This is a genomic window from Citrobacter sp. CRE-46, from assembly GCF_059615875.1.
In genome coordinates, this window is the sequence record NZ_CM184341.1 from 4,815,948 (window position 1) to 4,841,781 (window position 25,834).

Sequence of the window (25,834 nt, forward strand, 5' to 3'; positions counted from 1 at the left end):
TGCGTATCTTGATGAACAGACCAAACGCATGATCCGCCGCGCCATTTTAAAAGCGGTAGCCATCCCCGGCTATCAGGTGCCGTTCGGCGGACGCGAAATGCCGATGCCCTACGGCTGGGGCACGGGCGGCATTCAGCTTACCGCCAGCGTGATTGGCGAACCGGACGTGCTGAAGGTGATTGACCAGGGCGCGGACGACACCACCAACGCCGTGTCGATCCGCAATTTCTTCAAACGCGTGACGGGCGTGGCGACGACGGAACGTACCGAAGACGCCACGCTGATCCAGACCCGCCACCGCATCCCGGAAACACCCTTGGTGGAAGATCAGATAATCATCTTCCAGGTGCCAATCCCCGAGCCGCTGCGCTTTATTGAACCGCGTGAAACGGAAACCCGCACCATGCACGCGCTGGAAGAGTACGGCATCATGCAGGTGAAACTGTATGAAGATATCGCCCGCTTCGGCCATATCGCCACGACCTACGCCTATCCGGTGAAGGTCAATAACCGCTACGTCATGGACCCGTCGCCCATCCCGAAATTCGACAATCCGAAGATGGACATGATGCCGGCCCTGCAACTGTTTGGCGCTGGTCGTGAAAAGCGCATCTATGCCGTTCCACCTTACACCCGCGTAGAGAGCCTCGATTTCGACGATCACCCGTTTACCGTGCAGAGCTGGGATGAGCCTTGCGCCATCTGCGGCTCTACCCACAGCTATCTCGATGAAGTGGTGCTCGATGACACCGGCAAACGCATGTTTGTCTGTTCCGACACCGACTACTGCCGCCAACAGAGCGAGGCTCTCAGCAAATGACGCAACCGCTGCTTTCAGTCAACAACCTGACTCATCTCTACGCGCCGGGCAAAGGCTTCAGCGACGTCTCGTTTGACCTGTGGCCTGGCGAAGTGCTGGGTATCGTCGGCGAGTCCGGTTCCGGCAAAACCACTCTGCTGAAATCAATCTCTTCACGTCTGACGCCACAGAACGGTGAAATTTTGTATCAGAACCGTTCGTTGTACGACATGAACGAGGCCGACCGCCGCCGTCTGCTGCGCACCGAGTGGGGCGTGGTGCATCAGCATCCGCTGGATGGCCTGCGCCGTCAGGTTTCCGCAGGCGGCAATATCGGCGAACGCCTGATGGCCACCGGCGCGCGCCACTATGGCGACATTCGCGCCACCGCGCAGCGTTGGCTGGAGGAGGTGGAGATCCCCGCCTCACGTATCGACGACCTGCCGACCACCTTCTCCGGCGGCATGCAGCAACGCCTGCAGATCGCCCGTAACCTCGTCACCCACCCGAAGCTGGTGTTTATGGATGAACCCACCGGCGGGCTGGACGTATCGGTACAGGCCAAACTGCTGGATCTGCTGCGCGGCCTGGTGGTGGAACTGGATCTGGCGGTGGTGATTGTCACCCACGATCTGGGCGTGGCGCGTCTGCTGGCGGACCGTTTGCTGGTGATGAAACAGGGTCAGGTGGTGGAAAGTGGGTTAACCGACCGCGTGCTCGACGATCCGCATCATCCGTATACCCAGTTATTGGTGTCGTCCGTATTGCAGAACTGATTTTTTGTTGTGCCCGATGGCGCTGCGCTGATCGGGCCTACCTGGATCGCACTTTTGTAGGCCGGATAAGGCGCAGCCGCCATCCGGCAAAAAATCTCGAGGCAAAAATGATTCGCGTTGAAAATGTCAGTAAAACCTTCGTGCTCCACCAGCAAAACGGCGTACGTCTGCCAGTGCTGCAAAACGCCACTCTGGCAGTGAAAAGCGGCGAATGCGTGGTGCTGCACGGTCACTCGGGCAGCGGTAAATCCACGTTGCTGCGTTCGCTGTACGCCAACTACCTGCCGGATGAAGGGCACATCCACATTCGCCACAGCGATGAATGGGTCGATCTGGTGCAGGCCCCGGCGCGCAAAGTGCTGGAAGTTCGCCGTTCAACCATCGGCTGGGTAAGCCAGTTTCTGCGCGTGATCCCAAGAATTTCCGCGCTGGATGTGGTGATGCAGCCGCTGCTGGATCTCGGCGTATCACGTGAAGAATGCGCCGCGAAAGCCGCCAGCCTGTTAACGCGTCTCAACGTACCAGAACGCCTGTGGCACCTCGCGCCATCGACCTTTTCCGGTGGTGAACAGCAGCGCGTCAACATCGCCCGTGGGTTTATCGTCGATTACCCTATTCTGCTGCTTGATGAGCCGACCGCCTCACTGGACGCCAAAAACAGCGCTGCCGTAGTGGCGCTGATCGAAGAAGCGAAGGCCCGCGGCGCAGCCATTGTCGGTATTTTTCACGATCAAACCGTGCGCGACCGCGTAGCGGACCGTCTGCACCTGATGGGAACAACAGCATGATTATCAACAATGTAAAGCTGGTTCTGGAAGATGACGTGGTGCAAGGATCGCTGGAAATTGCGGGCGGGGTTATTCGCGCCTTTGCCGAAACCCAGAGCCGTCTGCCGGAGGCTTTAGACGGCGAAGGCGGCTGGCTGCTGCCAGGGTTGATTGAGCTGCATACCGATAATCTGGATAAATTCTTCACCCCGCGCCCGAAGGTCGACTGGCCTGCCCACTCGGCGATGAGCAGCCATGACGCGCTAATGGTCGCCAGCGGCATTACTACCGTGCTGGACGCGGTGGCGATTGGCGACGTGCGCGACGGCGGCGATCGGCTGGAAAATCTGGAGAAGATGATCAACGCCGTGGAAGAGACGCAAAAACGCGGGGTCAATCGCGCCGAACACCGCCTGCATCTGCGCTGCGAACTGCCGCACCACACCACCCTGCCGCTGTTTGAAAAACTGGTCGGGCGCGAGCCGGTGACGCTGGTTTCACTGATGGATCACTCGCCGGGCCAGCGCCAGTTCGCCAATCGAGAAAAGTACCGCGAGTATTATCAGGGCAAGTATTCGCTCACCGACGAGCAGATGGCCCGCTATGAAGAAGAACAGTTGGCCCTCGCCGCACGCTGGTCGCAGCCCAATCGTAACGCCATCGCCCAGCTTTGCCGCGAACGTAATATCGCGCTGGCGAGCCATGACGATGCCACCAGCGAACATGTGCTGGAATCGCACCAACTTGGCAGCGTAATCGCCGAATTTCCTACCACTTTCGCGGCGGCTGAAGCCTCGCGCCAGCACGGAATGAACGTGCTGATGGGCGCGCCAAACATCGTGCGCGGAGGGTCTCATTCCGGCAATGTGGCGGCGCATAAGCTGGCTGAGCTGGGGTTACTGGATATTCTCTCCTCCGATTACTACCCCGCCAGCCTGCTCGACGCGGCATTTCGCGTAGCGGATGACGACGCCAACCGCTTTACACTGCCGCAGGCGATTCGTCTGGTGACCCGCAATCCGGCGCGGGCATTGAATCTCGACGATCGCGGCGTTGTTGCCGAAGGTAAACGGGCGGATCTGGTGCTGGCACATCGCAAAGGCGGCAACATCCATATCGACCACGTCTGGCGTCAGGGCAAAAGGGTATTCTGACTATGGGGAAACTGATCTGGCTGATGGGGCCATCCGGCTCTGGTAAGGACAGCCTGCTGGCGGAACTCCGCCTGCAGGAACCCGCGCAACTGCTGGTGGCGCATCGATACATCACCCGTGCCGCTAACGCCGGGAATGAAAATCATATTGCGCTGAGTGAACAAGAATTTTTTACCCGCGCCGGGCAGAATCTGCTGGCGCTGAGCTGGTATGCAAACGGCTTCTACTACGGCGTCGGCGTGGAGATTGACCTCTGGCTGCACACCGGTTTTGATGTGGTGGTGAACGGATCGCGCGCCCATCTGCCCCAGGCGCAGGCTCGTTATGGCGCGTCGTTACTTCCTATTTGCTTACAGGTTTCCCCGGCGATTCTACGCCAGCGTCTGCAGGCGCGTGGGCGGGAGAGTGAAACGGAAATCGCCGCCCGCCTTGAACGCGCGGCACGCTACGCGCCGTATGACTGCCACGTCCTCAACAATGATGGCAGTTTGCTACAGTCTGTCGATACACTGCTCGCACTGATGGGACGCAAGGAGAAGAAACATGTCTGTCTGTGAATTACGCCGCGCCACGCTCTACGATACCGATGCGGTTTACGCGCTTATCTGTGAACTCAAGCAGGGACAATTCGATCGCCAGGCCTTTAGCGCCGGATACGCCGCGAATCTGCAAGATCCTAATATGCACTACCAATTGGCGCTGCTCGATGGAGAAGTCGTCGGCTTGATCGGTCTGCACCTGCAGTTTCATCTGCACCACGCCAACTGGATTGGCGAGATTCAGGAACTGGTGGTGATGCCACAGGCGCGAGGATTAACGGTAGGCAGTCAGCTACTGGCCTGGGCCGAAGCCACCGCGCGCGAAGCAGGCGCAGAAATGACCGAGCTTTCCACCAGCACCCAGCGCCTTAACGCGCACCGTTTCTACCAGCGCGAAGGCTATACCCAGAGCCATTTTCGCTTCACCAAACCGTTGTAGGGGGAGTCATGAGTCTGACCATTACGCTGACGGGAACCGGCGGCGCGCAGCTGGTGCCGGCATTTGGCTGCGACTGCGCGGCCTGTCAGCGGGCGCGTTCACAGGCGCAATACCGTCGACGCCCCTGTAGCGGGGTGGTCAAATTCAATCATGCGGTAACCCTGCTGGACGCGGGGATCCCGCATCTGATGGACGACTGGCCAGCGGGCAGCTTTCAGCAGTTTCTGCTGACCCACTATCATATGGATCATGTGCAAGGACTGTTTCCGTTGCGCTGGGGCGTGGGGGCGAGCATCCCGGTGTACGGCCCACCGGATGAGCAGGGTTGCGACGATCTGTTTAAGCATCCCGGTATTCTCGATTTTAGCCATACCGTTGCGCCGTTCGTGGTATTTGACCTGCAAGGGTTGCAGGTGACGCCGCTGCCGCTCAACCATTCCAAGCTAACGTTTGGCTATCTGTTCGAGACCGCGCACAGCCGCGTGGCGTGGCTCTCCGACACCGCCGGGCTTCCCGATAAGACGCTGAAGTTTCTCCACAATAACCCACCGCAGGTGATTATCATCGACTGCAGCCATGCCCCGCGCGCCGAACCGCCGCGCAATCATTGCGATCTCAATACCGTCCTCGCGCTGAACGAGGTTATCCGCTGTCCAAGGGTTATCCTGACGCATATCAGCCATCAGTTTGATCTGTGGCTGAAGGAAAATCCGCTGCCGACTGGCATCGAAGCAGGATATGACGGGATGGAGATTGTGCTGGATTAGCGAGATTTGCCGGACGCGGTGAAACACCCGCTCCGGCCTATAAGCAGCCTATCAGGCGACTTTCTTAGTGGCGACATTTCGCTGCGCGACAAAGTCTTTAACAGACATAATACGGTTCAGTTCTTCTTGCGCCCGCATATCATTTTCAACTTCCCACAGGTCAACCGCCGACTGTAGGTTACGCCAGAAATCAACGGAGGTATCAAACGCTTTCGCCAGGCGAAATGCCATATCCGTTGTTAATTTGCGATTATTATTGACCAGCGCGCTCACCGTATTGCGGTGAACATGCAGTATTTCAGCTAGATCGTTAATTTTCAGATCGAGCGGCTCCAGGTATTCATATTGCAGGACATCACCCACAGTAGTTGGTTTTCTGGTTGCCTGTTTCATATCGTTACCTTACATTTTTTCTAGTAGATGTGTGGGTCTAAGTACACATCTTCGGCCTTACCGTTAACCCATTTAAATATTAATCGGTACTGCTTATTTACTCTTATTGAAGAATATTCCTGTAACTTTCCGGTTAACTCTTCATATCTATTCCCTGGCGGCGAGCGCAAATCCCGATGCGAAACCGCCGCATTGATGATATCCAGCTTTCTGGCTAATGCGGTGTGAATATCCGCGGGTATTTTTCTGTGCGGTGTTGCCCGCTCAAAAAAATCTTCAAGCCATGTATCCCGAAAATTTCTGATATTTAATGATTTAGACATTCCATTGCCAACACCTTTTGCATAAGCATAAAGAGATTGTAGTGCATAGATGCACTGTGCTCAAGTGCATTAATTTACATTAAGTTGGTGTGTTGGGCTCAATGGTAACTTTCATACCGGAAGTAAAATTATCACGCATATTGGGGAGTTAGATGCTAACGATCGTAATCCTCTTCCATTCTGCGTTCTTCGTCTTCTAACTGACGTCGTTCCTGATCAAGCTGACGCTGGCGGTCATCCAGTTGGCGACGTCGATCTTCAAACTGGCGACGGCGATTATCATACTGCCTGCGCCGATCGTCACTCATCTGACGCTGCCAGCTTTCATCACGAGCGTCATCATAATCCGGCCCGTTGTCCGGTTTGTATGCGTCGTTAATCGCCTGCTGAATATTGCCGATGGCATCATCGATAATATCCGCCTGCGCCGAAACGGTGGTCATCATCAGCAGAGAGAAAAGTAAGAATGTCGCGGAGCGTTGCATAAAACCAGCCTCATCGAGAAACTCGCCCCACGGTAATCAAAGCGAATTTGCGCGGGTAGCGGAGGAATCTCAATTACGCGAATGCCGCAGCGCTTGCGCCAGTTCTGTACGGGTAAAGGGTTTACGCAATAACGCCACATCCGGCAGCGCCGGGTTATGGGCCGGACGCAAATCCTGACCGCTCATCAGCAGGATATTCAGCTGTGGATAATGTGCCTGGGCATGATTAACCACATCCACGCCGCTTAAACCACCGGGCAGCATGACGTCGCTGATAAAAATATCAATCTCGGATGAAGCCGCCAGCATATGCATCGCCTGTTCCCCGTTGGCGGCTTCTAATGTCAGGTAGCCCAGCAGGTGTAATTGCTCACACAACGTCTGGCGCACATCAGCCTCGTCCTCAAGCACCAGCACCAGTTTTTCGCCACTATTAGCCGCGTGTTCCGCTATCGGTTCTGCCTCAACCTGTACCGGCACTACGGCGCGAGGAAGCTGCAACCTGACCGTCGTTCCCTGCCCGGGAGCGCTTTCAATCTCCACACGCCCGCCGGACTGACGTACAAAGCCGTAGACCATTGATAACCCCAGCCCGCTGCCGCTGCCGGTCTGTTTGGTGGTGAAAAACGGTTCAAAGACCTGAGCTTTCACCTCCTGCGACATCCCGCAGCCCTGGTCGGCGACCTCCAGCATCACCATATCCTGCTTACGCCCATCGCTGCGCGTGACCCGCTGGTTCCAGGTACGGATTTTAATCGTGCCCGCCTGCCCGTCCATGGCGTCACGGGCGTTCATCACCAGATTGATAATGGCGTTTTCCAGTTGGCTGACGTCAATCCACGCGGGCCAGGCGGGAGACTGGGCTTCAATCTCCAGCGTCAGCGTGGCCGGGAGCGAATGACGCATCAGTTCGCCCAGGTTTTCCAACAGCGTTTTCAGCTCCACCGCGTGGGGATGCAAAGATTGCTTGCGCGAAAAGGCCAGTAGCCGCTGGGTAAGTAGCGCCCCGCGCTCGGCGGCTTTAAGCGCCCGATTGACCCGCGGCGCATCGGGTGAGTCTGGGTTCACCAGATCCAGACTGCCAATAATCACCGCCAGCAGGTTATTGAAATCATGCGCTAATCCGCCCGTCAGTTGCCCCACCGCCTTCAGCTTTTGGCTGTGCAGCAGCGCCTCTTCCAGTTCCTGGCGCTCGGTGCGGTCGATTTCCATTTGGCTGGTTTTTTCTTTAAGTAATCGGGTGGTGTGCTCCAGCGAAGCGGTGTTACGGGCAAAGACACTAAAAGCGCGGGCCAGTTCGCCCAGCTCATCGCGCCGTTGCAGGGCCGGAACGCTGACGTCCGATTCACCGTGCGCCAGCCGGGTCATCGCCTGCGAAATTGCCGTCAGGTTAGAGCCGAGGTTGCGATAGATATACCAACCGGCAAAACCGGTAATCACTACGGCCAGCAACGCAAACACCATAATAAACAACGCGCCGGATTGCAGTTCCTGATGGCTTTGCGCCACCCGCTGCTCAGAAATCAGCGCCACCTGCGAGGCATATTGATTAATATCGCTATTAAGGATCGCCACCAGCGCTTTGATATGAAACATATACCAGTTGATCGCCAGATCGCTCTGCTCCAGCGCGGAAGAAAGCGGCTCCAGCTTATGCAGTTCCTGATTGAAATCGTTGAGGATTCTGCTTATCAACGGGCTGGAGTGATGTAAAGGCAGCGCGCTCACCACGCTGTCGAGTTGTTTCACTACCGATCGCGGCGTGGGAGTCTCAATGGCGGCAACGATCAAGCGGTCTATTTGCCCCAGCAGCATGTCATCCTGCGCGCCGGTAAGCGTTTGCAGATGGCGCAAATAGCTTTGATTCTGATACAGCGAACTGAGCAGCGCGTTACGTTCCAGATGCCGCCGCTGTCCGCGCTGCAACATACCTTCCACACTGCTTTGTAACTCATTGCTGCGCTGGATAATGCGCTCGACCAGCACCGGCTCCTGCTGCGCCAGCGGGGCGCCAGCCAGTTGTTGCAGCGAATGCTTCAGCGCCCGCTGGGTCTCCTGCAACCGCTCCGCTTCACCTTTGTATTCCAGCGCGCCGACCACCTGCGACAGTCGCACCGCCGCCGTTGCTACGTTCGCCGTATCACGCGCCAGGTTCATGCTGCCGGTCATGTCATCAACGGTTTGCTGCTGTACCTGCTCCTGAATTTGACTGGCATGCTGAAACCCCAGCACCGCTACGCCGCTCACCATCAGCGTGACCGCCACCACCAGCAGATTGAAGAACAGTAATCGTCCGCGCGCACTGGCGAAAAAGTGACGTCCCGGTTGCGGCATATCACGCTCCGTGAAGAAAAATCGCAATATGACAAATATGAACGGCTTCTGACATTTTGCATTTACATTCCTGTGATGGACTGCTGATATCGGCCACCCCACAGGAGATCCGCTATGAGCAGGACACCGGTTCTGGAGATGCGCAACATTGCCAAAGCGTTTGGCAAATTTTACGCGCTGAAAGGGGTCGATTTAACCGTCTGGCCGGGTGAGATTCATGCCCTGATGGGCGAGAATGGCGCGGGGAAAAGCACGCTGATGAAAATCCTCGCGGGCGCCTACACCGCCACCAGCGGCGAGATCCTGATTGACGGTCAGCCGTTCCACATTCGTGGACCAAAAGATGCGCTCAGCGCGGGCATCACACTGATTTACCAGGAGATGCAGCTGGCGCCTAACCTGACGGTGGCGGAAAATATCTTTCTTGGCAGCGAGCTGTCGCGCGGCGGTCTGGTCCAGCGTAAAGAGATGGTGCTGCAGTCGCAGAAAGTCATCGACCGACTCGGCGCCCAGTTTAAGGCCAGCGATCGCGTGATGACGTTGACCATCGCCGAACAGCAGCAGGTGGAAATCGCCCGCGCTCTGCACCGTAACAGCCGCATTCTGGTGATGGATGAACCCACCGCCGCCCTCTCCTCACGTGAAACCCACCGCCTGTTCGAACTGATCATGCGCCTGCGCGATGAAGGGATGGCGATTATTTACATCAGCCACCGCATGGCCGAAGTGTACGAACTTTCCGATCGCGTCAGCGTCCTGCGCGACGGGCAATACGTCGGTAGCCTGACCCGCGACAAGCTCAACGCCCCTGAACTGGTGCGCATGATGGTGGGCCGTCCGCTAAGCGATCTGTTCAACAAAGAGCGCGATATTCCCTTAGGTAAAGCGCGCCTCAACGTCCACCACCTGACCGACGGTCATAAAGTCCAGCCGTGCAGCTTGTTGGTGCGCTCCGGGGAGATCGTCGGCCTCGCCGGGTTAGTTGGCGCCGGGCGCTCCGAACTGGCGCAACTGATTTTTGGCGTGCGTAAAGCCGTCGGCGGCATGATTGAAGTAGACGGTGAACCGGTGGTGATCCACTCCCCGCGCGAGGCGATTGATCACGGCATCGGCTTTCTGACCGAGAACCGCAAAGAACAGGGGCTGTTTTTAGAACTGGCGGCAGCAGAGAACATCACCATGGCGACGCTGGAGCGCGATGCCAACTGGGGCATGCTCGATCGCAAAAAGGCGCAGGCCATTTCCGATGACGCTATCAAACTGCTCAACATTCGCGTTCCGCACGCGCAGGTACGCGCAGGTGGGCTGTCCGGCGGCAATCAGCAAAAATTATTGATCTCGCGCTGGGTGGCGATCGGCCCACGCATTTTGATCCTCGATGAACCCACGCGCGGGGTAGACGTTGGCGCGAAAAGCGAGATCTACCGGATCATGAACGACATGGCGCGCAAAGGCGTGGCGATCCTGATGATCTCCAGCGAATTGCCGGAAGTCGTTGGCATGAGCGATCGCGTGTACGTCATGCGTGAAGGCAGCATTGCCGGCGAGCTGAACGGACAGAGTATTACCCAGGAAAATATTATGACGCTGGCGACCGGCGTGAACGACTCCCATCATCAGGCGGTGCCCCATGAATAATCCAACCACTCCCCAGCAGGTGGCGAAATCCACCACCGCAAAAAAGATGCTGATGAGCGATCTGATGCAAACAGTCGGTATCTTGCCGATTTTGATCCTGATTGTGGCGGTATTTGGCTTTATCGCGCCCAACTTTTTCACCGAAAGCAACCTGCTGAATATTACCCGCCAGGCCTCGATCAACATCGTGCTGGCGGCTGGCATGACCTTCATCATTTTGACCGGCGGGATCGATCTCTCAGTTGGCTCGATTCTCGGCACCACCGCCGTTGCGGCGATGGTCGTTTCTCTTATTCCTGAGTTTGCCATGCTGTCGATTCCGGCGGCGCTGATGCTCGGCCTGGTGCTGGGGCTGTTTAACGGTGCGCTGGTGGCTTTTGCCGGGCTTCCGCCGTTTATCGTCACGCTTGGAACCTATACCGCGCTGCGCGGCGCGGCCTATCTGTTGGCCGATGGCACCACGGTGATTAACTCCAACATCAGCTTTGAATGGATCGGCAACAACTATCTCGGCCCGGTTCCGTGGCTGGTAGTCATTGCGCTGGCGGTGGTGGTGGTGTGCTGGTTTATTCTGCGCCGCACCACGCTCGGCGTTCATATCTACGCGGTCGGCGGCAACATGCAGGCCGCACGCTTAACCGGGATCAAAGTATGGCTGGTGCTGCTGTTCGTCTACGGCATCAGCGGTTTGCTTTCAGGTCTGGGGGGGGTGATGAGCGCCTCGCGGCTGTACAGCGCCAACGGCAACTTAGGTATGGGTTACGAGCTGGACGCCATCGCGGCGGTAATCCTCGGCGGCACCAGCTTTGTCGGCGGGATCGGCACCATCACCGGCACGCTGGTGGGGGCGCTGATCATCGCTACGCTCAACAACGGCATGACGCTGATGGGCGTCTCCTATTTCTGGCAACTGGTGATCAAAGGGGCGGTGATCATCATAGCGGTGCTGATCGACAAATACCGTACCCGACATCATCAAAGTGCATAGACAAGCTTACTGGCCTACCCCTTCGCAGGCCTGATAAGCGCAGCGCCATCAGGCGTATAACAACAATACCCTACGTGAGGAAACGAGTATGCGTTTGAAGCCATTAGTGACCGCGCTCTGTGCTGGCGCACTGCTTGCTGCAGCTCCGTTTGTGCAGGCAAAAGAACTGAAATCGATCGGCGTTACGGTGGGCGACCTGGCGAACCCGTTCTTCGTGCAAATAACCAAAGGCGCGGAGCTGGAAGCACGAAAGCTGGCGGGTGATAGCGTCAAAGTGACGCTGGTCTCCAGCGGCTACGATCTCGGGCAACAGGTGTCGCAGATCGACAACTTTATTGCCGCCAAAGTCGACATGATTATCCTTAACGCCGCGGACTCCAAAGGCATCGGTCCGGCGGTAAAACGCGCGAAAGACGCCGGGATTGTGGTGGTAGCCGTTGACGTGGCGGCGGAAGGCGCAGACGCGACCATCACCTCCGATAACACTCAGGCGGGTGAAATGGCCTGCAAATACATTACCGACCGTCTGAAAGGGAAAGGCAACGTCGTCATCATCAACGGACCGCCGGTTTCCGCCGTCCAGAACCGTGTGGAAGGTTGCCAGACCGAGTTCAAACGCCATCCGGACATCAAAGTGCTGTCGTATAACCAAAACGCCAAAGGCAGCCGCGAGGGCGGGCTGGAGATCATGACCGCGCTGCTGGCGGCAAATCCGAAGATCGACGGTGTATTCGCCATTAACGATCCCACGGCGATCGGTGCCGATCTGGCGGCAAAACAGGCACAGCGTAACGAATTCTTTATTGTCGGCGTCGACGGATCGCCAGACGGTGAAGAGGCGCTGAAGCGCGAAAACTCATTATTTGTGGCGACGCCAGCACAAGATCCGCAGGTGATGGCTGCCAAAGCGGTCGAAATCGGCTATGACATACTGCAGGGGAAACCCGCCCCAAAAGAGCCCGTGCTGATCCCGGTAACAATGATCGATAAAAACAACGTTGCCAATTATAAAGGTTGGACGGTGAAATAACCCGCCACAGCAACGCCGGATAGCGGCAAAATGCCTTCTCCGGCCTACAAGATCGGTATCAATTTGTAGGCCGGGGAAGCGCAGCGCCATCCGGCATTATTCTAAGGAGAATTCTGCGATGAAACGCTCCGCAATAAACGAAATCCTTGGCCACACGCGCCAGTTTTTTTCTCTGCACGATGTGCACCTCCCCCCTTTCGCCAGTTTCCCGCCGACCCAATGGCGCAAGCTTGATGCCTCTGCCTGGAGCGAAGTTTTCGACCTTAAGCTCGGTTGGGATGTCACCGCATTTGGCGGCAACAATTTCGCCGCGCAAGGGTTAACGCTGTTCACCCTGCGTAATGGTTCGCCGAAAGGTATGCCTTACGAGAAATGCTACGCCGAGAAAATCATGCATGTTCGCGAGGCGCAGGTCACGCCGATGCATTTTCACTGGCGCAAACGTGAAGACATTATCAATCGTGGCGGCGGTAATTTAATTGTGGAACTGTGGAATGCGGGGCTCCGGGAGCAAACAGAGGACAGCGACGTGAACGTGGTGATTGATGGCTGTCGGCAAACCCATGCCGCGGGCAGCCAACTACGCCTGACGCCGGGGGAGAGCATCTGCCTGCCGCCGGGCCTGTATCACAGCTTCTGGGCGGAAAAAGGTTTTGGCGACGTGCTGGTTGGCGAGGTCTCATCTGTTAATGACGACGACCACGATAACCATTTTCTGCAACCTATCACCCGTTATAACGACATTGAAGAAGATGAACCGGCGCAGCTGGTGCTGTGTAACGAATATCGCCTGTTCCGCTAACCAAGGAGCGCATTATGCCGTTGATATCTCTCGCCGATGGCCTCGCCCATGCCCGTGAGCACCGCTATGCTTTAGGCGCGTTTAACGTTCTGGACTCACATTTCCTGCGCGCCCTGTTTGCCGCGGCTAAACAGGAACGTTCGCCCTTCATTATCAACATCGCCGAAGTACATTTTAAATATATCTCGCTGGATTCTCTGGTCAAAGCGGTCAAATTTGAAGCCGCCAGGCACGACATTCCGGTGGTGCTGAACCTTGACCACGGCCTGCACTTTGAGTCAGTGGTGCGGGCGCTACGCTTAGGTTTCAGTTCAGTGATGTTCGATGGCTCCACGCTGGAGTATGAAGAAAATATCCGCCAGACCCGCGAAGTGGTGAAGATGTGCCACGCCATCGGCGTCTCGGTGGAAGCCGAACTGGGCGCAGTGGGTGGCGATGAAGGCGGGGCGCTGTATGGTCATGCTGACGAATCGTTGTTTACCGACCCGATGATGGCGCGTGATTTCGTCGACAGAACCGGAATTGACGCGCTGGCGGTCGCCATTGGCAATGCGCACGGCAAATATAAAGGCGAACCGGTGCTCGACTTCCCGCGTCTGGACGCTATTCGCCAGCAGGCGGCGATCCCGCTGGTACTGCACGGCGGCTCCGGCATCAGCAATGACGATTTCAAGCGCGCAATTGAACTCGGCATTCACAAAATCAACTTCTACACCGGCATGTCGCAGGCGGCGCTGACAGCGGTAGAGTCACGGATGGCCAATCGCCAGCCGCTGTACGACGAGTTTGCCGAACTGCTGCTGGCTATTGAAGAGGCCATTACCGATACCGTTTCAGAACAAATGCGCATTTTTGGCAGCGCGGGGCAGGTCTGATGGAACGCAAAGGCGTTATCGCCGCAGGCAACATGCTGGTCGATCATGTCCATCAAATTGTGCAATGGCCAGAACGCGGCTGGCTGGCGGAAATCACTCGTAGCGAACGCGCCACGGGTGGTGCGCCGCTGAACGTGCTGCTGACGCTGGCGAAAATGCACACCGGATTGCCGCTGCAGGCGGTGGGGTTAATCGGTCAGGACAGCGACGGCGACTACATCATGGCGATGCTGGAGCAGTATCACGTTAATCGCCAGCATGTGCAGCGCACCACTTTCGCCCCCACGTCGATGTCGCAGGTGATGACCGACCCCAGCGGGCAACGAACTTTTTTTCACTCGCCCGGCGCCAATCGACTATTGGATTTACCCGCCTTTGAGCAACTGGATACCTCGATGAAAATCTTCCATCTTGGCTATCTGCTGCTGCTCGACAGTCTGGACATGCCGGATGAGGAGTACGGGACGCGTAGCGCACGGCTACTGGCGCAAATGCATGAGAACGGCTTTGAAACCTCCCTGGATCTGGTCTCACGCAAAGGCGACCCGCGCTACCAGCCTCTGGTGATGCCGGCCCTGCGCCATCTCGACTATCTGGTGATTAACGAGCTGGAGGCCGGAGAGTTCAGCGGGCTGGAGATTCGCCAGCCCAACGGCGAACTGCATATTCCCCATATCGCTACCGCCGCGCGCGAACTGCTGGATGCAGGCGTGCGCCAGCGGGTGGTGATTCACTGTCCGGAAGGCGCCTGGGGTGAAGAACCGGATCTGCCGGGCGTCTGGATACCGTCACAGTTACTGGCGCAAGAAGAGATTGTCGGCAGCGTCGGCGCAGGAGATGCGTTTTGCGCCGGATTTTTGTATGGCTGTCATGAGCGCTGGTCGCTGGCAGACAGCATCAGACTGGCGCACGCCTGCGCGCGGGCAAGCTTGCTGTGCGCTAACGCGATAGATGGCGCGAAAACGCTGGCAGAGTTAAAAGCGACTATGGCTGATGGCTGACGCTCACGCCGCCTTATCGTGATGCTGCACATCGGCGGCAAACACATAGCCCAGCCCGCGCAGGGTTTTGATCAGCATTGGCTGGTGCGGGTTGTTCTCTATTTTGCGCCGCAGCCGCATGATTAACACATCAATGGTGCGATCAAATACCTCAACGCTGTCGCTGCGCGTCAGTTCCAGCAATTGCTCGCGGCTGAGCACCCGACGAGCGTTTTGCGCCAGCGCCAGCAGCAGGCTGTACTCACCCTGCGTCAGTTCCACCTTCAGTTGCTGAGGATTATGTAACTGGCAACCGGCGGTATCCAGATGCCAGCCATTAAAGGAAAGCCCCGTGGTTTGCGGGCTGCCGCTTTCAGGCGTCAACACGCCCACGCGTCTGAGCACCGCCTTTACCCGTGCCACCAGCACCCGCGCATTGAACGGTTTCCCAATATAGTCGTCAGCGCCCATTTCCAGCCCGACCACCACATCCGATTCGCTACCTAAGCCCGTCAGCATGACTACCGGTAATCCGGGCCTCATCTTTTGCACCTGCTGCAGCACCATCAGACCGTTGATATCGGGCAACATCATGTCCAGCAATACCAGAGCGATATCCGGCTGAGTCTCAATGCAGTGCAGCGCCTCCTGTCCGCTATGGCACGCGCTCACTGCAAAGACGTGCTCGCTCAGCACGTCCTGTAATAGCGTGCAGACAGCCTCGTCATCATCCACAACCAGTATGGCTGGCTTCATTGTTTTTCCCCATTTCTGGCCAACTTAAATGAGTGTGATTGATTCTGCACAGAGTGACAGCGATAAGGCACAAGGTTGTGCGGGAAACATAACCTCGGTCACACTGCCGGACCGTCACGTATTGGAGATTCGTCACGTCAAATATGACGACAGCCTGTTTTTCGTCAGAGTTTTGACCAAAAATCGCCCGTAATATCGACTAATGCCCCCTGAAAAAAACATGGCATAAAAGATGCATAAGCAAAGCGACAAGCGCGTATGCGCGATTTGATTAACTGGAGCGAGACCGATGAAAAAAGTCGTCACGGTTTGCCCATATTGCGCATCAGGTTGCAAAATCAACCTGGTGGTCGATAACGGCAAAATCGTCCGGGCTGAGGCGGCGCAGGGGAAAACCAACCAGGGTACCCTGTGTCTGAAGGGCTACTATGGCTGGGATTTTATTAATGATACCCAGATCCTGACCCCTCGTCTGAAAACCCCAATGATCCGTCGCCAGCGTGGCGGCAAACTGGAATCTGTTTCCTGGGATGAAGCGCTGAATTACGTCGCCGATCGCCTGAGCGCCATCAAAGCGAAGTACGGCCCGGACGCTATTCAGACGACCGGTTCATCTCGCGGTACAGGTAACGAAACCAACTATGTAATGCAAAAATTCGCGCGCGCCGTTATTGGTACCAATAACGTCGACTGCTGCGCTCGCGTCTGACACGGCCCTTCGGTTGCAGGTCTGCACCAATCGGTCGGTAACGGCGCAATGAGTAATGCTATCAATGAAATTGATAACACGGATTTAGTGTTCATCTTCGGGTATAACCCGGCGGATTCCCACCCGATCGTGGCGAATCACGTGATTAACGCTAAACGTAACGGGGCGAAAATTATCGTCTGCGATCCGCGCAAAATTGAAACCGCGCGTATTGCCGACATGCACATCGCGTTGAAAAACGGCTCGAACATCGCGCTGCTCAACGCCATGGGGCATGTCATCATCGAAGAAAAACTGTACGACCAGGCGTTCGTCGCCTCCCGTACGGAAGGATTCGAAGAGTACAGCAAGATTGTCGAAGGCTATACGCCGGAGTCCGTCGAAGATATCACGGGCGTTAGCGCGCACGATATTCGTCAGGCTGCACGTATGTACGCCACGGCGAAAAGCGCGGCAATTCTGTGGGGCATGGGTGTAACCCAGTTCTATCAGGGTGTGGAAACCGTGCGTTCACTGACCAGCCTCGCGATGCTGACCGGTAACCTCGGTAAGCCAAGCGTAGGCGTTAACCCGGTTCGTGGCCAGAACAACGTTCAGGGCGCATGCGACATGGGCGCGCTGCCGGATACCTATCCGGGCTATCAGTACGTGAAATTCCCGGAAAACCGCGAGAAATTCGCTAAAGCCTGGGGCGTGGAAAGCCTGCCTGCGCATACCGGCTATCGCATCAGCGAACTGCCGCACCGTGCGGCGCATGGCGAAGTGCGCGCGGCGTACATTATGGGTGAAGATCCATTACAGACCGATGCTGAGCTCTCCGCAGTGCGCAAAGGCTTTGAGGATCTGGAACTGGTCATCGTGCAGGATATCTTCATGACCAAAACCGCCGCTGCCGCAGACGTTATTTTACCGTCTACGTCATGGGGCGAGCATGAAGGCGTCTTCTCTGCGGCGGACCGTGGCTTCCAGCGCTTCTTCAAAGCCGTTGAGCCGAAGTGGGATCTGAAAACGGACTGGCAGATTATCAGTGAAATCGCCACCCGTATGGGCTACCCGATGCACTACAACAACACCCAGGAAATCTGGGACGAGTTGCGTCATCTGTGCCCGGATTTCTACGGCGCCACTTACGAGAAAATGGGCGAACTGGGTTATATCCAGTGGCCTTGCCGCGACACCTCAGATGCCGACCAGGGTACGTCTTACCTCTTCAAAGAGAAGTTTGACACCCCGAACGGCCTGGCGCAGTTCTTCACCTGCGACTGGGTAGCGCCAATCGACAAACTCACCCCGGAGTACCCGATGGTACTGTCGACGGTGCGTGAAGTCGGCCACTACTCTTGCCGTTCGATGACCGGTAACTGTGCGGCGCTGGCCGCGCTGGCGGATGAGCCGGGCTATGCCCAGATCAACACCGCTGACGCAGAGCGTCTGGGTATTCAGGATGAAGATCTGGTGTGGGTTAACTCACGTAAAGGCCGGGTTATTACCCGCGCGGCAGTCAGCGATCGTCCAAACAAAGGCGCGATTTACATGACCTACCAGTGGTGGATTGGGGCATGTAATGAACTGGTAACCGAGAACTTAAGCCCGATTACCAAAACGCCGGAGTACAAATACTGTGCCGTTAACGTTGAACGCATTGCCGATCAGCGCGCTGCCGAACAGTATGTTATTGATGAGTACACCAAGCTGAAAGCCAGCCTGCGCGAAAGCGCGATGGGTTAAGCCTGAGCCTACGGCCTCCATTCGGAGGCCGTTTTTTTATGCACGCGATCTCTTTATACTGTCTACTCCGTACCCTAAATAAAACTCAAAATGAAACAACTTCTTGCATTGATGTTCCTCGTGACATTCTTTGCCCATGCCAGTGATACTGAACCCGGAAGCCAGTATCTGCAGGCAGCAGAGGCAGGTGACCGACGCGCGCAGTATTTCCTCGCCGATACCTGGTTCAGTTCAGGCGATTTAAGCAAAGCCGAATACTGGGCGCAAAAAGCCGCCGACAACGGTGATGCGGATGCATATGCTTTGCTGGCGCAAATTAAGATAACCAATCCGGTCAGTCTGGATTACCCTCAGGCCAAAACGCTGGCGGAAAAAGCGACGCAGGCGGGCAGTAAGGCGGGAGAAATTACGCTGGCGCGTATTCTGGTGAACACCCAGGCAGGCCGCACCGATTACCCCAAAGCCATTACCTTGCTGCAAAACGCCTCCGAGGATCTGGAAAATGACTCCGCCGTCGACGCGCAAATGCTGCTCGGACTGATTTACGCCAACGGCGTCGGTATTCCTGCTGACGATGAGAAAGCGACGTGGTATTTCAAGCGTAGTTCAGCCATTTCCCGCACCGGGTATTCCGAATACTGGGCCGGGATGATGTTCTTAAACGGCGAGCAGGGTTTTATCGAGAAGAATAAACAGAAAGCGCTGCACTGGTTGAATCTGAGCTGTATGGAAGGATTCGATACCGGCTGCGAAGAGTTTGATAAGTTAGCCAACGGCTAATGGTTTGCATTGCCGGATGGCGGCGCAAGCGCCATCCGGCAATCTGTCATTAATTACTGATTAGCGGTCTTATCAAATTTGCCCAGCACGTCGCGCTCATAAGCCAGCGCTTTCTTGCGGTCAAATTTGTGTTCCCACTTGGCGATAACCAGCACGGCCAGCGCGTTACCCACCACGTTCAGCGCAGTACGCGCCATATCGAGGATACGGTCGACACCGGCGATAAACGCCAGACCTTCCAGCGGGATCCCCACGCTGCCAAGCGTTGCCAGCAACACCACAAACGATACGCCCGGCACGCCCGCAATCCCTTTTGAGGTCACCATCAGCGTCAGCACCAGCACGATTTCCTGCCACAGCGACAGATCGATACCGTACAGCTGCGCAATAAAGATAGCGGCGATACTCTGGTACAGCGTTGAGCCATCAAGGTTGAATGAGTAACCGGTCGGCACCACAAAGCTGGTGATTGACGCCGGCGCGCCGTAGGCTTCCATCTTCTCAATAATACGCGGCAGCACGCTCTCAGAACTGGCGGTCGAGTAGGCCAGAATCAGCTCGTCTTTCAGAATGCGGATCAGGATCCAGATGCTCAAACCGCAGATGCGCGCGACGATCCCCAGCACCACCAGCGCGAAGAACAGGATGGCGAAATGCACCAACAGCACCAGCTTCGCCAGCGGCCACAGGGAGGCAAAACCGAAGTTCGCAACGGTAACGGCGATCAACGCAAAAACCCCGACTGGCGCGTAACGCATCACCATGTGCGTCACTTTAAACATGGTTTCGGAGATCGAGCGGAACACGGTAACCAGCGGCTCGCGGTGAGTTGCCGGCAGAGAAGACAGACCTAAACCGAACAGTACCGAGAAGAAGATAATCGGCAGCATGTCGCCTTTTGCCATCGACGCGACGATGTTGGTCGGCACCAGTGACAAAATCGTGCCCATCAGGCCATGCGCGTGGCTCTGTACTTCTGCGGTAGTGCTCTGATATTTCGAAATATCGACGGTTGCCAGCTGCGACATATCAACCCCGGTACCGGGCTGGAACACATTCGCCAGCGTGATACCAAGGATAATCGCCACGGTGGTGATCACTTCGAAATAGATAATCGTTTTGGCGCCAATACGGCCCAGCTGTTTGGCATCGCCCACCCCGGCTATGCCGACAATCAACGTAGAGATGACAATCGGCACGACGATCATTTTGATCAGGTGGATAAAGATATCGCCCGCCGGAGACAGCAGGTTAACAATCAGCCATTCACGGCTGTCACTATGGTAATGCAGGTAACTCCCTAGCAGAATGCCCAGCACCATAGCGATTAGAATCTGCCATGCCAGGCTGACTTTCAAATTTTTCATAACAACGGACTTCCTCGATGAAGCGCTATTCCACATGCAGCGTGTGGGAATAGTACATACTGAAAGGGTATGATTTGTGTTGCGTTCGTTTATGGAGTTTTTTAACGCTTATTATCATTATCATCTGCATGGCATTCAGCGCAACCCTCTGAGAACAGGGCCTTTTGCTGATTATTTGCATAAAAATGCAATTTTATCGGGGTAATGATGAATAACTTTTTGTTATAAAAGAATTTTAATATGTTCAAAAATGAAGAAGTCAGGGCATGAGTTTTTTTGCTCGCTTGTTCGTTTGCCTGTTTTTTAAACAGGCAAAATGATACAAATCACAAATAAAACAAATTTATTTTTGCCGATTCTGCAACAACTTCGCCATATTAATAGAGTCAATGAGCTGTGCCCGATTCACCCTCGGCGAGTTTAAATCCATAACCTTTTGCCACACTGAGATAGCCTGGGCGTAGTCTGCCTGCATAAACGCATCGGAAGCTAACAGCATCAGCGCAGTGACCTCTGCCGGGTCCAGCGCCAGAGCCTTATCAATCATCTCGCGGGTGGGCGGCGTCATATGTTGCCCGGCCTGATAGTACAGCACCGTCGCCAGCGCGGAATAGATTTCGGCGTTTTCACCGCGTATACGCAGCGCCTGCTCGTAGGCCAGCAGCGCATTATGATACGCGTTTTGCCACAGATAGTACTCACCCAGTTGCGCCCATTTCACTGCGTCCTGCGGATTCGCACGAATTTGCGATTGCAGAGAAAATAGCTGTTTTTCCTGAATATTTTCATCAGAAAAAGCATGTAAGGGGTCTGCCAGACGCGCCTGCTCCTGACGTGCCGCCTGCCATTTTGGCGTTAACAGGTAACCGCCGATGCAGGCCACCACCATCAGCACCGCCGCAGCAGCCAGCCGCTTCACGGGCATGGGACGTAACGGCGCAGTGGAATGTTCGGCCTGGCTCATTGCTCATCCTCTTCTGCGTGCTGACGCTTCCTCACCTGCCAGACCACCACGCCCACCAGCAATAACAGCAGGCACGGCAGCGCCCACAACAGCAGCGTTTGCTCATTCAACGGCGGGTTGTAGCGCACGAAATCACCGTAACGCTCGGTCATCCAGGCGGTGATTTCTGCTTCGCTTTTACCTTCAGCAACCATGCTGTAAACCTGATGGCGCATACTGACCGCCACGGGCGCATTGGATTCCAGCAAGTTCTGGTTCTGACACTGCGGACAGCGCAACTGACTGGCAATAGACAGCGCTTTCTCCTGCTGCTGCAGGTTGGCAAACGTCCATGTGTCCACCACCTGGGCATGGGTGGCAAAAGGGAGAAAAATCAGTAAAGCCACAAGTAACATCGTTTTGCCGGATGGCGGCTTGAACGCCTTATCCGGCCTACCCTGCTTTTCACTCGTAGGCCTGATAAGCGCAGCGCCATCAGGCAATAACTCAGGATACTTCCTCCCTCGCCATGCGCTCAGCAGCGCGCCAAACACCATCAACAATCCCCCTCCCCAGATCCAACGCACGCCAGACTGCACGTATAAGCGCATGGCGTAACGGTCCGGTCCGGTTTTTTCGCCCATCACCGCGTACCAGTCATGCATCAAATTCCAGCGGATACCCGGCTCCATCATCTGTTGACGACGCGCGGCATAGAAGCGCCTTTCGGGCTGCAGGCTACCGATACGCTGCTCATTTTGCCACAACGTGATCAGCGCTTTTTCACTGGTGTAGTTGCCTTTGGCTTCCAGGTCGAGACGCTCAAAACGGAAAATGTAGCCCGCAAGCGCGACCTGCTGCCCAGGGCTCAAATTCAGGCTTATCTCCTGACGACTACCGCTGGAAAAAACGATCCCAGCCGCAAATACCAATACCCCGGCATGCGCCAGCAGTGCCGGAAGCTGACAACGCAAAGAGACTTTGCGGCTTCTGATCGTTGCCAGCACGATAACCAGCAGCATCAGCAGCCCAAACGGCAGCGTGGCGCGGTTAAAGTACGGCGCGCCAACGGATAGCCGTCCCCAGCCGAACAACCCGTAAATCATCGGATAGAGCGTACCAATCAGCACAATCAGTAGCACCGCGCAAAAAAGTAATAGCGCGACCAGAATCAGCATCTCGCGCGACCAGCCGCCAAAACGCGCATTCTGGCGAATTTGCTGGCCTCGCCAGGCGTACAACCCCAGCGACGCCAGGCTCAATACGCTAAATAGCGCAAACAGCGGCGCGGCGCGCACGTTATCCAACGCAAAGGCATGTACCGAAACAAGAATGCCGGAACGCACAATCAGCGTCCCCAGCAGCGATAAGATCAGCGTGACGATCGCCAGCAGCAGCGACCAGTGGAGGAAGATCCCACGCTGACGCGTGACAAACAGGCTATGCAGCAGCGCGCTGGCGGAGAGCCAGGGTAATAAGGAGGCATTTTCGACCGGGTCCCAGAACCACCAGCCGCCCCAGCCCAGCTCGCAGTAGGCCCACCAGGAACCGAGGATTATCCCCAGCGTCAGCGTACACCAGCCGGGCAACGCCCAGCGCCAGCACACCCAGGCGCTCTGCGCGTTAAAGTCACCGCGCAGCAGTGAGGCCAGCGCCACGCCCGCGGCTACCATCAAACCACCGTAACCCAGGTACAGCAGCGGCGGGTGGAGGATTAACCCAAGATGTTGCAGCATCGGGTTAAGGTCCCGTCCTTCTATAGCAGGCGGGAAAATACGTACGAAGGGATCGGACCAGACCACCACAAACAGCAGTAACAGGGCCGTCACCAGCGACAGGACGCTGAGCGTCAGCGGAAACAGTGGATCAGAATCACGCCGATAGCACAGAGCGAACAGCGCGCTCCAGCCGGAAAGAAACAGCACCCACAACAGCAGCGACCCTTCATGGCCGCCCCACACCGCCGCCAGTTTTAATCCCCACGGCAGCAGGCTGTAGCTGTGCTGAGCAACATAGACCACCGAAAAGTCGCTGGTCAGAAAGCAGAATACCAGAATGGCAAAAGCCAGCAGCAGCAGCGCAAACTGCGTCCATACGCCCACGCTTGCCAGGCGCATCACGCCCTGCCAGCGCTGGCGGACACCCACCAGCACGGCAAGCGGGGTCAACACGTTGACCCCGAGGCTTAATAACAGTGCCAGAAAACCGGCTTCAGGAAGGAGAACGTCCAGATATCACCTTACGCAACGGTTAGCTGACCCGCATAGAGAATGAAAAAGCGCAGCAGCAGTACGCCGGTCAGGCTGGCGCCGCAGACTGCCAGCACGCCATGAAACGTCGAACTGCGGTTGGCCCAGGGTTTTAGCAGCATCGGCAGTATCAGCCCAAGCCCAGCCACGCCAAGCCAGAACCACCAGGTCCAGAATCCGCCGCCCAGCGCCGCAGCCAGCGCGCGCATTTTGCCGTCATCGCCCAGCGCCAGGCCGACGAAGAACGCCGCCAGCAGGAAGATCTCCAGCCATACCACCGGGACCTCCATGCGATGCACAAAGTGCGCTTCAGTGCTGTGCGGGTTGCTACGATGGCGTAACGCCATGGCGATCAGCGCCACCGCCGCGCCGGAGGAGATCCCGGAGAACAGGAACAGGACCGGCAGGATCGGGTTATTCAGGAACGGGTAGGACTTCAGCGCCGAGAGCAAAAACCCGGTGTACGCCCCAAGCAGAACCGCCAGCACCAGCATTAACGTCTCCAGTGCACGGTGGAACGGCGTTATCAGCGTCAACGCTTTCTGCACGATCCCTAACCGCGGCAGCCAGCGTTGTTGCAGGGCAATCACCTCTTTTTCAAAGATTTTTGCCAGCCACAGCACCAGTACCACCATGTACAACTGGAACAGCATGACCCCCATCGACATCACCGAGGTGAAGCTGTAGTGGAACATCAGTTTCCAGAAGGTCCATGGCCGCGTCAGGTGGAATACCAGAATCAGCAGACCGAAGATAATCGCCCCCGGCCCTAACACCAGCGTGGTGCGCAGCAGCGTGCTGTCCGAACCGCCCGCCTCAGGATGGAAGCGACGCAGCAGAATCGCCAACGTAACCAGTCCGGCGGAGATGCCAATCAGGAACAGATAGATGGCGATGGGCCAGTCCCACACCAGTGATTCAAAATGAAATGCAGAAGCGGGTGTCATTGGCTCACCTCCCCATATTTAAAGGGAACGCGGTAGACCTTCGGTTTTGTGCCCAGCGCCAGCTTGTAACGGTAGGTGGTTTTCTGCTGCAACAAACGGGAGATATCGCTGTTGGGATCGTCCAGATTACCAAACGTCAGCGCCTTCGTCGGGCATGACTCAACGCAGGCGGGCTGTTTGCCCGCTTTCAGGTTGGTTTTCCGGCAGAAATCGCATTTATCCGCCGTTTTGCTCACCGGATGGATAAAGCGCACGCGATAAGGACACGCGGCGATACAGTACTGACAGCCAACGCAAAGATCAGGGTTCACATCCACAATGCCGTTGGCGGCATCGCGATACGATGCCCCCGTCGGGCAGACGTCAACGCAGGGGGCATGGTCGCAATGCTGGCACGAGTGGCGGAAAAAGCGATATTTCACATCAGGAAACGTCCCCTGCGGCTCGCTGCGAATAATCGTCAGACGCGATACGCCTTCCGGTACGTTGTTGACTTCCCGACAAGCATCCATGCAGGCCGTGCAGCCGATGCATAATGACTCATCGTGTACCATTCCGTAACGTACGCCGTTGATATTCAGCGTCTTCGCCACAACGCGTCCCGCCGTCCCGCTCACTGCCACCAGCGCGCCGACGCCGGTGATAAACTGGCGACGAGAGCAACTCATGGATGCTCCTTAAGCAACGGAACCGACGCCGGGTTAAAGTTCGGATTGTTACGCTGATCGCTGTGGCAATCAACGCAAATCTTGATCCGTCCTTTATCGCTTAGCGTCTGCATCGTGTCTTGCTTCGGATGCAGTGAGTGACAGCTGGCGCACGCCACTTTTGTGACATGGACATCGTGCGGCCAGAACGCTTTTTGCAACTGCTCAGGCAGGTGACAGGACATACAGACGCTGTTCTGCTGCTCCACATTGTACATTGGCTCATTAAAGCGCATCACATCCTTCACCCCTTCGCGGTGGTTCGGTGACGGCTGGCCGTGACAGTTGGTGCAGGTGACCGGCAGTTTGTTGTTCGGGTTAATGACTTGCGCATGTTTACCATGCATGCCTTCGGTATCCGGCTTGTGACAATCCAGACAGGCAGCATCCGGATTACGCTGCTGAGTAACCGTCCAGCGTTGATCCGACTCCTGCGGCGTTGGCGTGGCAGTGATTCCACTCAGGCTCCAGAACAGGCCTGACGCCAGCACCCCAGCAGTTAATAACGAACGTAATACGCTCATATTCACTCCGTTGAGTTATCCGCCCCTTACGGGGC

At 56.4% G+C, this 25,834-nt stretch carries 26 protein-coding genes; 15 read left to right on the forward strand and 11 right to left on the reverse strand.

Annotation, left to right across the window (positions count from 1 at the left end):
• Nucleotides 1–28: 28 nt before the first annotated feature.
• The 7 genes from phnJ to phnP all read left to right on the forward strand — a co-directional run bounded on the left by phnJ (nucleotide 29) and on the right by phnP (nucleotide 5,241).
• A complete protein-coding gene (phnJ, locus tag AC534G_RS23390; protein ID WP_230592289.1) occupies nucleotides 29–820 on the forward strand; it encodes an alpha-D-ribose 1-methylphosphonate 5-phosphate C-P-lyase PhnJ in 792 nt (263 codons plus the stop codon).
• Nucleotides 817–1,575 carry a phosphonate C-P lyase system protein PhnK gene (gene phnK / locus AC534G_RS23395; RefSeq protein ID WP_038636380.1) on the forward strand — a complete coding sequence of 253 codons (759 nt, stop codon included), beginning with the start codon at nucleotides 817–819 and terminating at the stop codon, nucleotides 1,573–1,575. Before phnJ ends, phnK begins: the two co-directional genes overlap by 4 nt.
• Nucleotides 1,576–1,682: 107 nt before the next feature.
• Nucleotides 1,683–2,363, forward strand: a complete 681-nt coding sequence (phnL, locus tag AC534G_RS23400; RefSeq protein ID WP_042312926.1) for a phosphonate C-P lyase system protein PhnL — start codon at nucleotides 1,683–1,685, stop codon at nucleotides 2,361–2,363.
• Entirely contained in the window at nucleotides 2,360–3,496 is a 1,137-nt protein-coding gene (gene phnM / locus AC534G_RS23405; protein WP_038636374.1) for an alpha-D-ribose 1-methylphosphonate 5-triphosphate diphosphatase, read from the forward strand. The genes phnL and phnM overlap by 4 nt, the downstream gene beginning before the upstream one ends.
• A 2-nt stretch (nucleotides 3,497–3,498) precedes the next feature.
• Nucleotides 3,499–4,053, forward strand: coding sequence for a ribose 1,5-bisphosphokinase (phnN, locus tag AC534G_RS23410; RefSeq protein WP_110496205.1), 555 nt, complete (start codon nucleotides 3,499–3,501; stop codon nucleotides 4,051–4,053).
• Entirely contained in the window at nucleotides 4,040–4,474 is a 435-nt protein-coding gene (phnO, locus tag AC534G_RS23415; RefSeq protein ID WP_069325128.1) for an aminoalkylphosphonate N-acetyltransferase, read from the forward strand. The genes phnN and phnO overlap by 14 nt, the downstream gene beginning before the upstream one ends.
• A gap of 8 nt (nucleotides 4,475–4,482) precedes the next feature.
• Complete coding sequence (gene phnP, locus AC534G_RS23420; RefSeq protein ID WP_110496207.1) at nucleotides 4,483–5,241, forward strand: phosphonate metabolism protein PhnP; 759 nt, start codon at nucleotides 4,483–4,485, stop codon at nucleotides 5,239–5,241.
• Between the two features lie 51 nt (nucleotides 5,242–5,292).
• On the opposite strand, the gene AC534G_RS23425 is transcribed toward phnP, so the two are convergent.
• From AC534G_RS23425 to AC534G_RS23440, 4 genes are all read right to left on the reverse strand, one after another.
• On the reverse strand, nucleotides 5,293–5,634 hold the full coding sequence (locus tag AC534G_RS23425) for a HigA family addiction module antitoxin (protein WP_038636361.1): 342 nt from the start codon (nucleotides 5,632–5,634) through the stop codon (nucleotides 5,293–5,295).
• Between the two features lie 20 nt (nucleotides 5,635–5,654).
• Nucleotides 5,655–5,957, reverse strand: coding sequence for a type II toxin-antitoxin system RelE/ParE family toxin (locus AC534G_RS23430; RefSeq protein WP_038636359.1), 303 nt, complete (start codon nucleotides 5,955–5,957; stop codon nucleotides 5,655–5,657).
• A gap of 155 nt (nucleotides 5,958–6,112) precedes the next feature.
• Nucleotides 6,113–6,442 (reverse strand): DDRRRQL repeat protein YjdP, encoded by a 330-nt coding sequence (gene yjdP, locus AC534G_RS23435; RefSeq protein ID WP_110496209.1) that lies wholly within the window; start codon nucleotides 6,440–6,442, stop codon nucleotides 6,113–6,115.
• A 69-nt stretch (nucleotides 6,443–6,511) separates the two neighbouring features.
• On the reverse strand, nucleotides 6,512–8,776 hold the full coding sequence (locus AC534G_RS23440) for a hybrid sensor histidine kinase/response regulator (protein WP_110496211.1): 2,265 nt from the start codon (nucleotides 8,774–8,776) through the stop codon (nucleotides 6,512–6,514).
• 114 nt (nucleotides 8,777–8,890) lie between these two features.
• Here AC534G_RS23440 and AC534G_RS23445 point away from each other — a divergent pair, with 114 nt between their 5' ends.
• From AC534G_RS23445 to AC534G_RS23470, 6 genes are all read left to right on the forward strand, one after another.
• Entirely contained in the window at nucleotides 8,891–10,414 is a 1,524-nt protein-coding gene (locus AC534G_RS23445) for a sugar ABC transporter ATP-binding protein (RefSeq protein WP_069325124.1), read from the forward strand.
• Complete coding sequence (locus tag AC534G_RS23450; protein WP_038636347.1) at nucleotides 10,407–11,402, forward strand: ABC transporter permease subunit; 996 nt, start codon at nucleotides 10,407–10,409, stop codon at nucleotides 11,400–11,402. The genes AC534G_RS23445 and AC534G_RS23450 overlap by 8 nt, the downstream gene beginning before the upstream one ends.
• Nucleotides 11,403–11,490: 88 nt before the next feature.
• Nucleotides 11,491–12,432 (forward strand): ABC transporter substrate-binding protein, encoded by a 942-nt coding sequence (locus AC534G_RS23455; RefSeq protein ID WP_042312943.1) that lies wholly within the window; start codon nucleotides 11,491–11,493, stop codon nucleotides 12,430–12,432.
• Between the two features lie 118 nt (nucleotides 12,433–12,550).
• Nucleotides 12,551–13,234 carry a D-lyxose/D-mannose isomerase gene (locus tag AC534G_RS23460; protein ID WP_085049648.1) on the forward strand — a complete coding sequence of 228 codons (684 nt, stop codon included), beginning with the start codon at nucleotides 12,551–12,553 and terminating at the stop codon, nucleotides 13,232–13,234.
• Nucleotides 13,235–13,248: 14 nt separating this feature from the next.
• On the forward strand, nucleotides 13,249–14,109 hold the full coding sequence (locus AC534G_RS23465; RefSeq protein ID WP_496594471.1) for a ketose 1,6-bisphosphate aldolase: 861 nt from the start codon (nucleotides 13,249–13,251) through the stop codon (nucleotides 14,107–14,109).
• Nucleotides 14,106–15,110, forward strand: coding sequence for a carbohydrate kinase family protein (locus tag AC534G_RS23470; RefSeq protein ID WP_110496215.1), 1,005 nt, complete (start codon nucleotides 14,106–14,108; stop codon nucleotides 15,108–15,110). Before AC534G_RS23465 ends, AC534G_RS23470 begins: the two co-directional genes overlap by 4 nt.
• Nucleotides 15,111–15,113: 3 nt before the next feature.
• Here AC534G_RS23470 and AC534G_RS23475 read toward each other — a convergent pair whose 3' ends face one another.
• Nucleotides 15,114–15,845, reverse strand: a complete 732-nt coding sequence (locus tag AC534G_RS23475) for a response regulator (RefSeq protein WP_110496217.1) — start codon at nucleotides 15,843–15,845, stop codon at nucleotides 15,114–15,116.
• A gap of 289 nt (nucleotides 15,846–16,134) precedes the next feature.
• Between AC534G_RS23475 and fdhF the strand changes: the two genes are divergently transcribed.
• Together fdhF and yjcO are read left to right on the forward strand one after the other, a co-directional pair.
• Nucleotides 16,135–18,282, forward strand: coding sequence for a formate dehydrogenase subunit alpha (gene fdhF / locus AC534G_RS23480; RefSeq protein WP_079225655.1), 2,148 nt, complete (start codon nucleotides 16,135–16,137; stop codon nucleotides 18,280–18,282).
• A 90-nt stretch (nucleotides 18,283–18,372) separates the two neighbouring features.
• Nucleotides 18,373–19,062 (forward strand): Sel1 family TPR-like repeat protein YjcO, encoded by a 690-nt coding sequence (gene yjcO / locus AC534G_RS23485; protein ID WP_110496219.1) that lies wholly within the window; start codon nucleotides 18,373–18,375, stop codon nucleotides 19,060–19,062.
• Between the two features lie 53 nt (nucleotides 19,063–19,115).
• Here the strand turns inward: yjcO and gltP are convergent, their stop codons facing one another.
• From gltP to nrfB, 6 genes are all read right to left on the reverse strand, one after another.
• The gene (gene gltP, locus AC534G_RS23490) at nucleotides 19,116–20,429 is read right to left on the reverse strand and encodes a glutamate/aspartate:proton symporter GltP (RefSeq protein WP_038636320.1); all 1,314 of its coding nucleotides are present in this window, start codon (nucleotides 20,427–20,429) and stop codon (nucleotides 19,116–19,118) included.
• A gap of 343 nt (nucleotides 20,430–20,772) precedes the next feature.
• Entirely contained in the window at nucleotides 20,773–21,393 is a 621-nt protein-coding gene (gene nrfG, locus AC534G_RS23495; RefSeq protein WP_085049645.1) for a heme lyase NrfEFG subunit NrfG, read from the reverse strand.
• Nucleotides 21,390–23,603 (reverse strand): heme lyase NrfEFG subunit NrfF, encoded by a 2,214-nt coding sequence (gene nrfF, locus AC534G_RS23500; protein WP_110496223.1) that lies wholly within the window; start codon nucleotides 23,601–23,603, stop codon nucleotides 21,390–21,392. Before nrfF ends, nrfG begins: the two co-directional genes overlap by 4 nt.
• Before the next feature lie 8 nt (nucleotides 23,604–23,611).
• Nucleotides 23,612–24,568 carry a cytochrome c nitrite reductase subunit NrfD gene (nrfD, locus tag AC534G_RS23505; RefSeq protein ID WP_006688269.1) on the reverse strand — a complete coding sequence of 319 codons (957 nt, stop codon included), beginning with the start codon at nucleotides 24,566–24,568 and terminating at the stop codon, nucleotides 23,612–23,614.
• On the reverse strand, nucleotides 24,565–25,236 hold the full coding sequence (gene nrfC / locus AC534G_RS23510) for a cytochrome c nitrite reductase Fe-S protein (RefSeq protein ID WP_038636309.1): 672 nt from the start codon (nucleotides 25,234–25,236) through the stop codon (nucleotides 24,565–24,567). The genes nrfD and nrfC overlap by 4 nt, the downstream gene beginning before the upstream one ends.
• Nucleotides 25,233–25,799, reverse strand: coding sequence for a cytochrome c nitrite reductase pentaheme subunit (gene nrfB, locus AC534G_RS23515; RefSeq protein WP_038636307.1), 567 nt, complete (start codon nucleotides 25,797–25,799; stop codon nucleotides 25,233–25,235). The genes nrfC and nrfB overlap by 4 nt, the downstream gene beginning before the upstream one ends.
• Nucleotides 25,800–25,834 lie beyond the last annotated feature (35 nt).

Coding starts and splice junctions, on each gene's coding strand:
- phnJ (WP_230592289.1), top strand. CDS start 29: ATGATCCGCCGCGCCATTTTAAAAGCGGTAGCCATCCCCGGCTATCAG.
- phnK (WP_038636380.1), top strand. CDS start 817: ATGACGCAACCGCTGCTTTCAGTCAACAACCTGACTCATCTCTACGCG.
- phnL (WP_042312926.1), top strand. CDS start 1,683: ATGATTCGCGTTGAAAATGTCAGTAAAACCTTCGTGCTCCACCAGCAA.
- phnM (WP_038636374.1), top strand. CDS start 2,360: ATGATTATCAACAATGTAAAGCTGGTTCTGGAAGATGACGTGGTGCAA.
- phnN (WP_110496205.1), top strand. CDS start 3,499: ATGGGGAAACTGATCTGGCTGATGGGGCCATCCGGCTCTGGTAAGGAC.
- phnO (WP_069325128.1), top strand. CDS start 4,040: ATGTCTGTCTGTGAATTACGCCGCGCCACGCTCTACGATACCGATGCG.
- phnP (WP_110496207.1), top strand. CDS start 4,483: ATGAGTCTGACCATTACGCTGACGGGAACCGGCGGCGCGCAGCTGGTG.
- AC534G_RS23425 (WP_038636361.1), bottom strand. CDS start 5,634: ATGAAACAGGCAACCAGAAAACCAACTACTGTGGGTGATGTCCTGCAA.
- AC534G_RS23430 (WP_038636359.1), bottom strand. CDS start 5,957: ATGTCTAAATCATTAAATATCAGAAATTTTCGGGATACATGGCTTGAA.
- yjdP (WP_110496209.1), bottom strand. CDS start 6,442: ATGCAACGCTCCGCGACATTCTTACTTTTCTCTCTGCTGATGATGACC.
- AC534G_RS23440 (WP_110496211.1), bottom strand. CDS start 8,776: ATGCCGCAACCGGGACGTCACTTTTTCGCCAGTGCGCGCGGACGATTA.
- AC534G_RS23445 (WP_069325124.1), top strand. CDS start 8,891: ATGAGCAGGACACCGGTTCTGGAGATGCGCAACATTGCCAAAGCGTTT.
- AC534G_RS23450 (WP_038636347.1), top strand. CDS start 10,407: ATGAATAATCCAACCACTCCCCAGCAGGTGGCGAAATCCACCACCGCA.
- AC534G_RS23455 (WP_042312943.1), top strand. CDS start 11,491: ATGCGTTTGAAGCCATTAGTGACCGCGCTCTGTGCTGGCGCACTGCTT.
- AC534G_RS23460 (WP_085049648.1), top strand. CDS start 12,551: ATGAAACGCTCCGCAATAAACGAAATCCTTGGCCACACGCGCCAGTTT.
- AC534G_RS23465 (WP_496594471.1), top strand. CDS start 13,249: ATGCCGTTGATATCTCTCGCCGATGGCCTCGCCCATGCCCGTGAGCAC.
- AC534G_RS23475 (WP_110496217.1), bottom strand. CDS start 15,845: ATGAAGCCAGCCATACTGGTTGTGGATGATGACGAGGCTGTCTGCACG.
- yjcO (WP_110496219.1), top strand. CDS start 18,373: ATGAAACAACTTCTTGCATTGATGTTCCTCGTGACATTCTTTGCCCAT.
- gltP (WP_038636320.1), bottom strand. CDS start 20,429: ATGAAAAATTTGAAAGTCAGCCTGGCATGGCAGATTCTAATCGCTATG.
- nrfG (WP_085049645.1), bottom strand. CDS start 21,393: ATGAGCCAGGCCGAACATTCCACTGCGCCGTTACGTCCCATGCCCGTG.
- nrfD (WP_006688269.1), bottom strand. CDS start 24,568: ATGACACCCGCTTCTGCATTTCATTTTGAATCACTGGTGTGGGACTGG.
- nrfC (WP_038636309.1), bottom strand. CDS start 25,236: ATGAGTTGCTCTCGTCGCCAGTTTATCACCGGCGTCGGCGCGCTGGTG.
- nrfB (WP_038636307.1), bottom strand. CDS start 25,799: ATGAGCGTATTACGTTCGTTATTAACTGCTGGGGTGCTGGCGTCAGGC.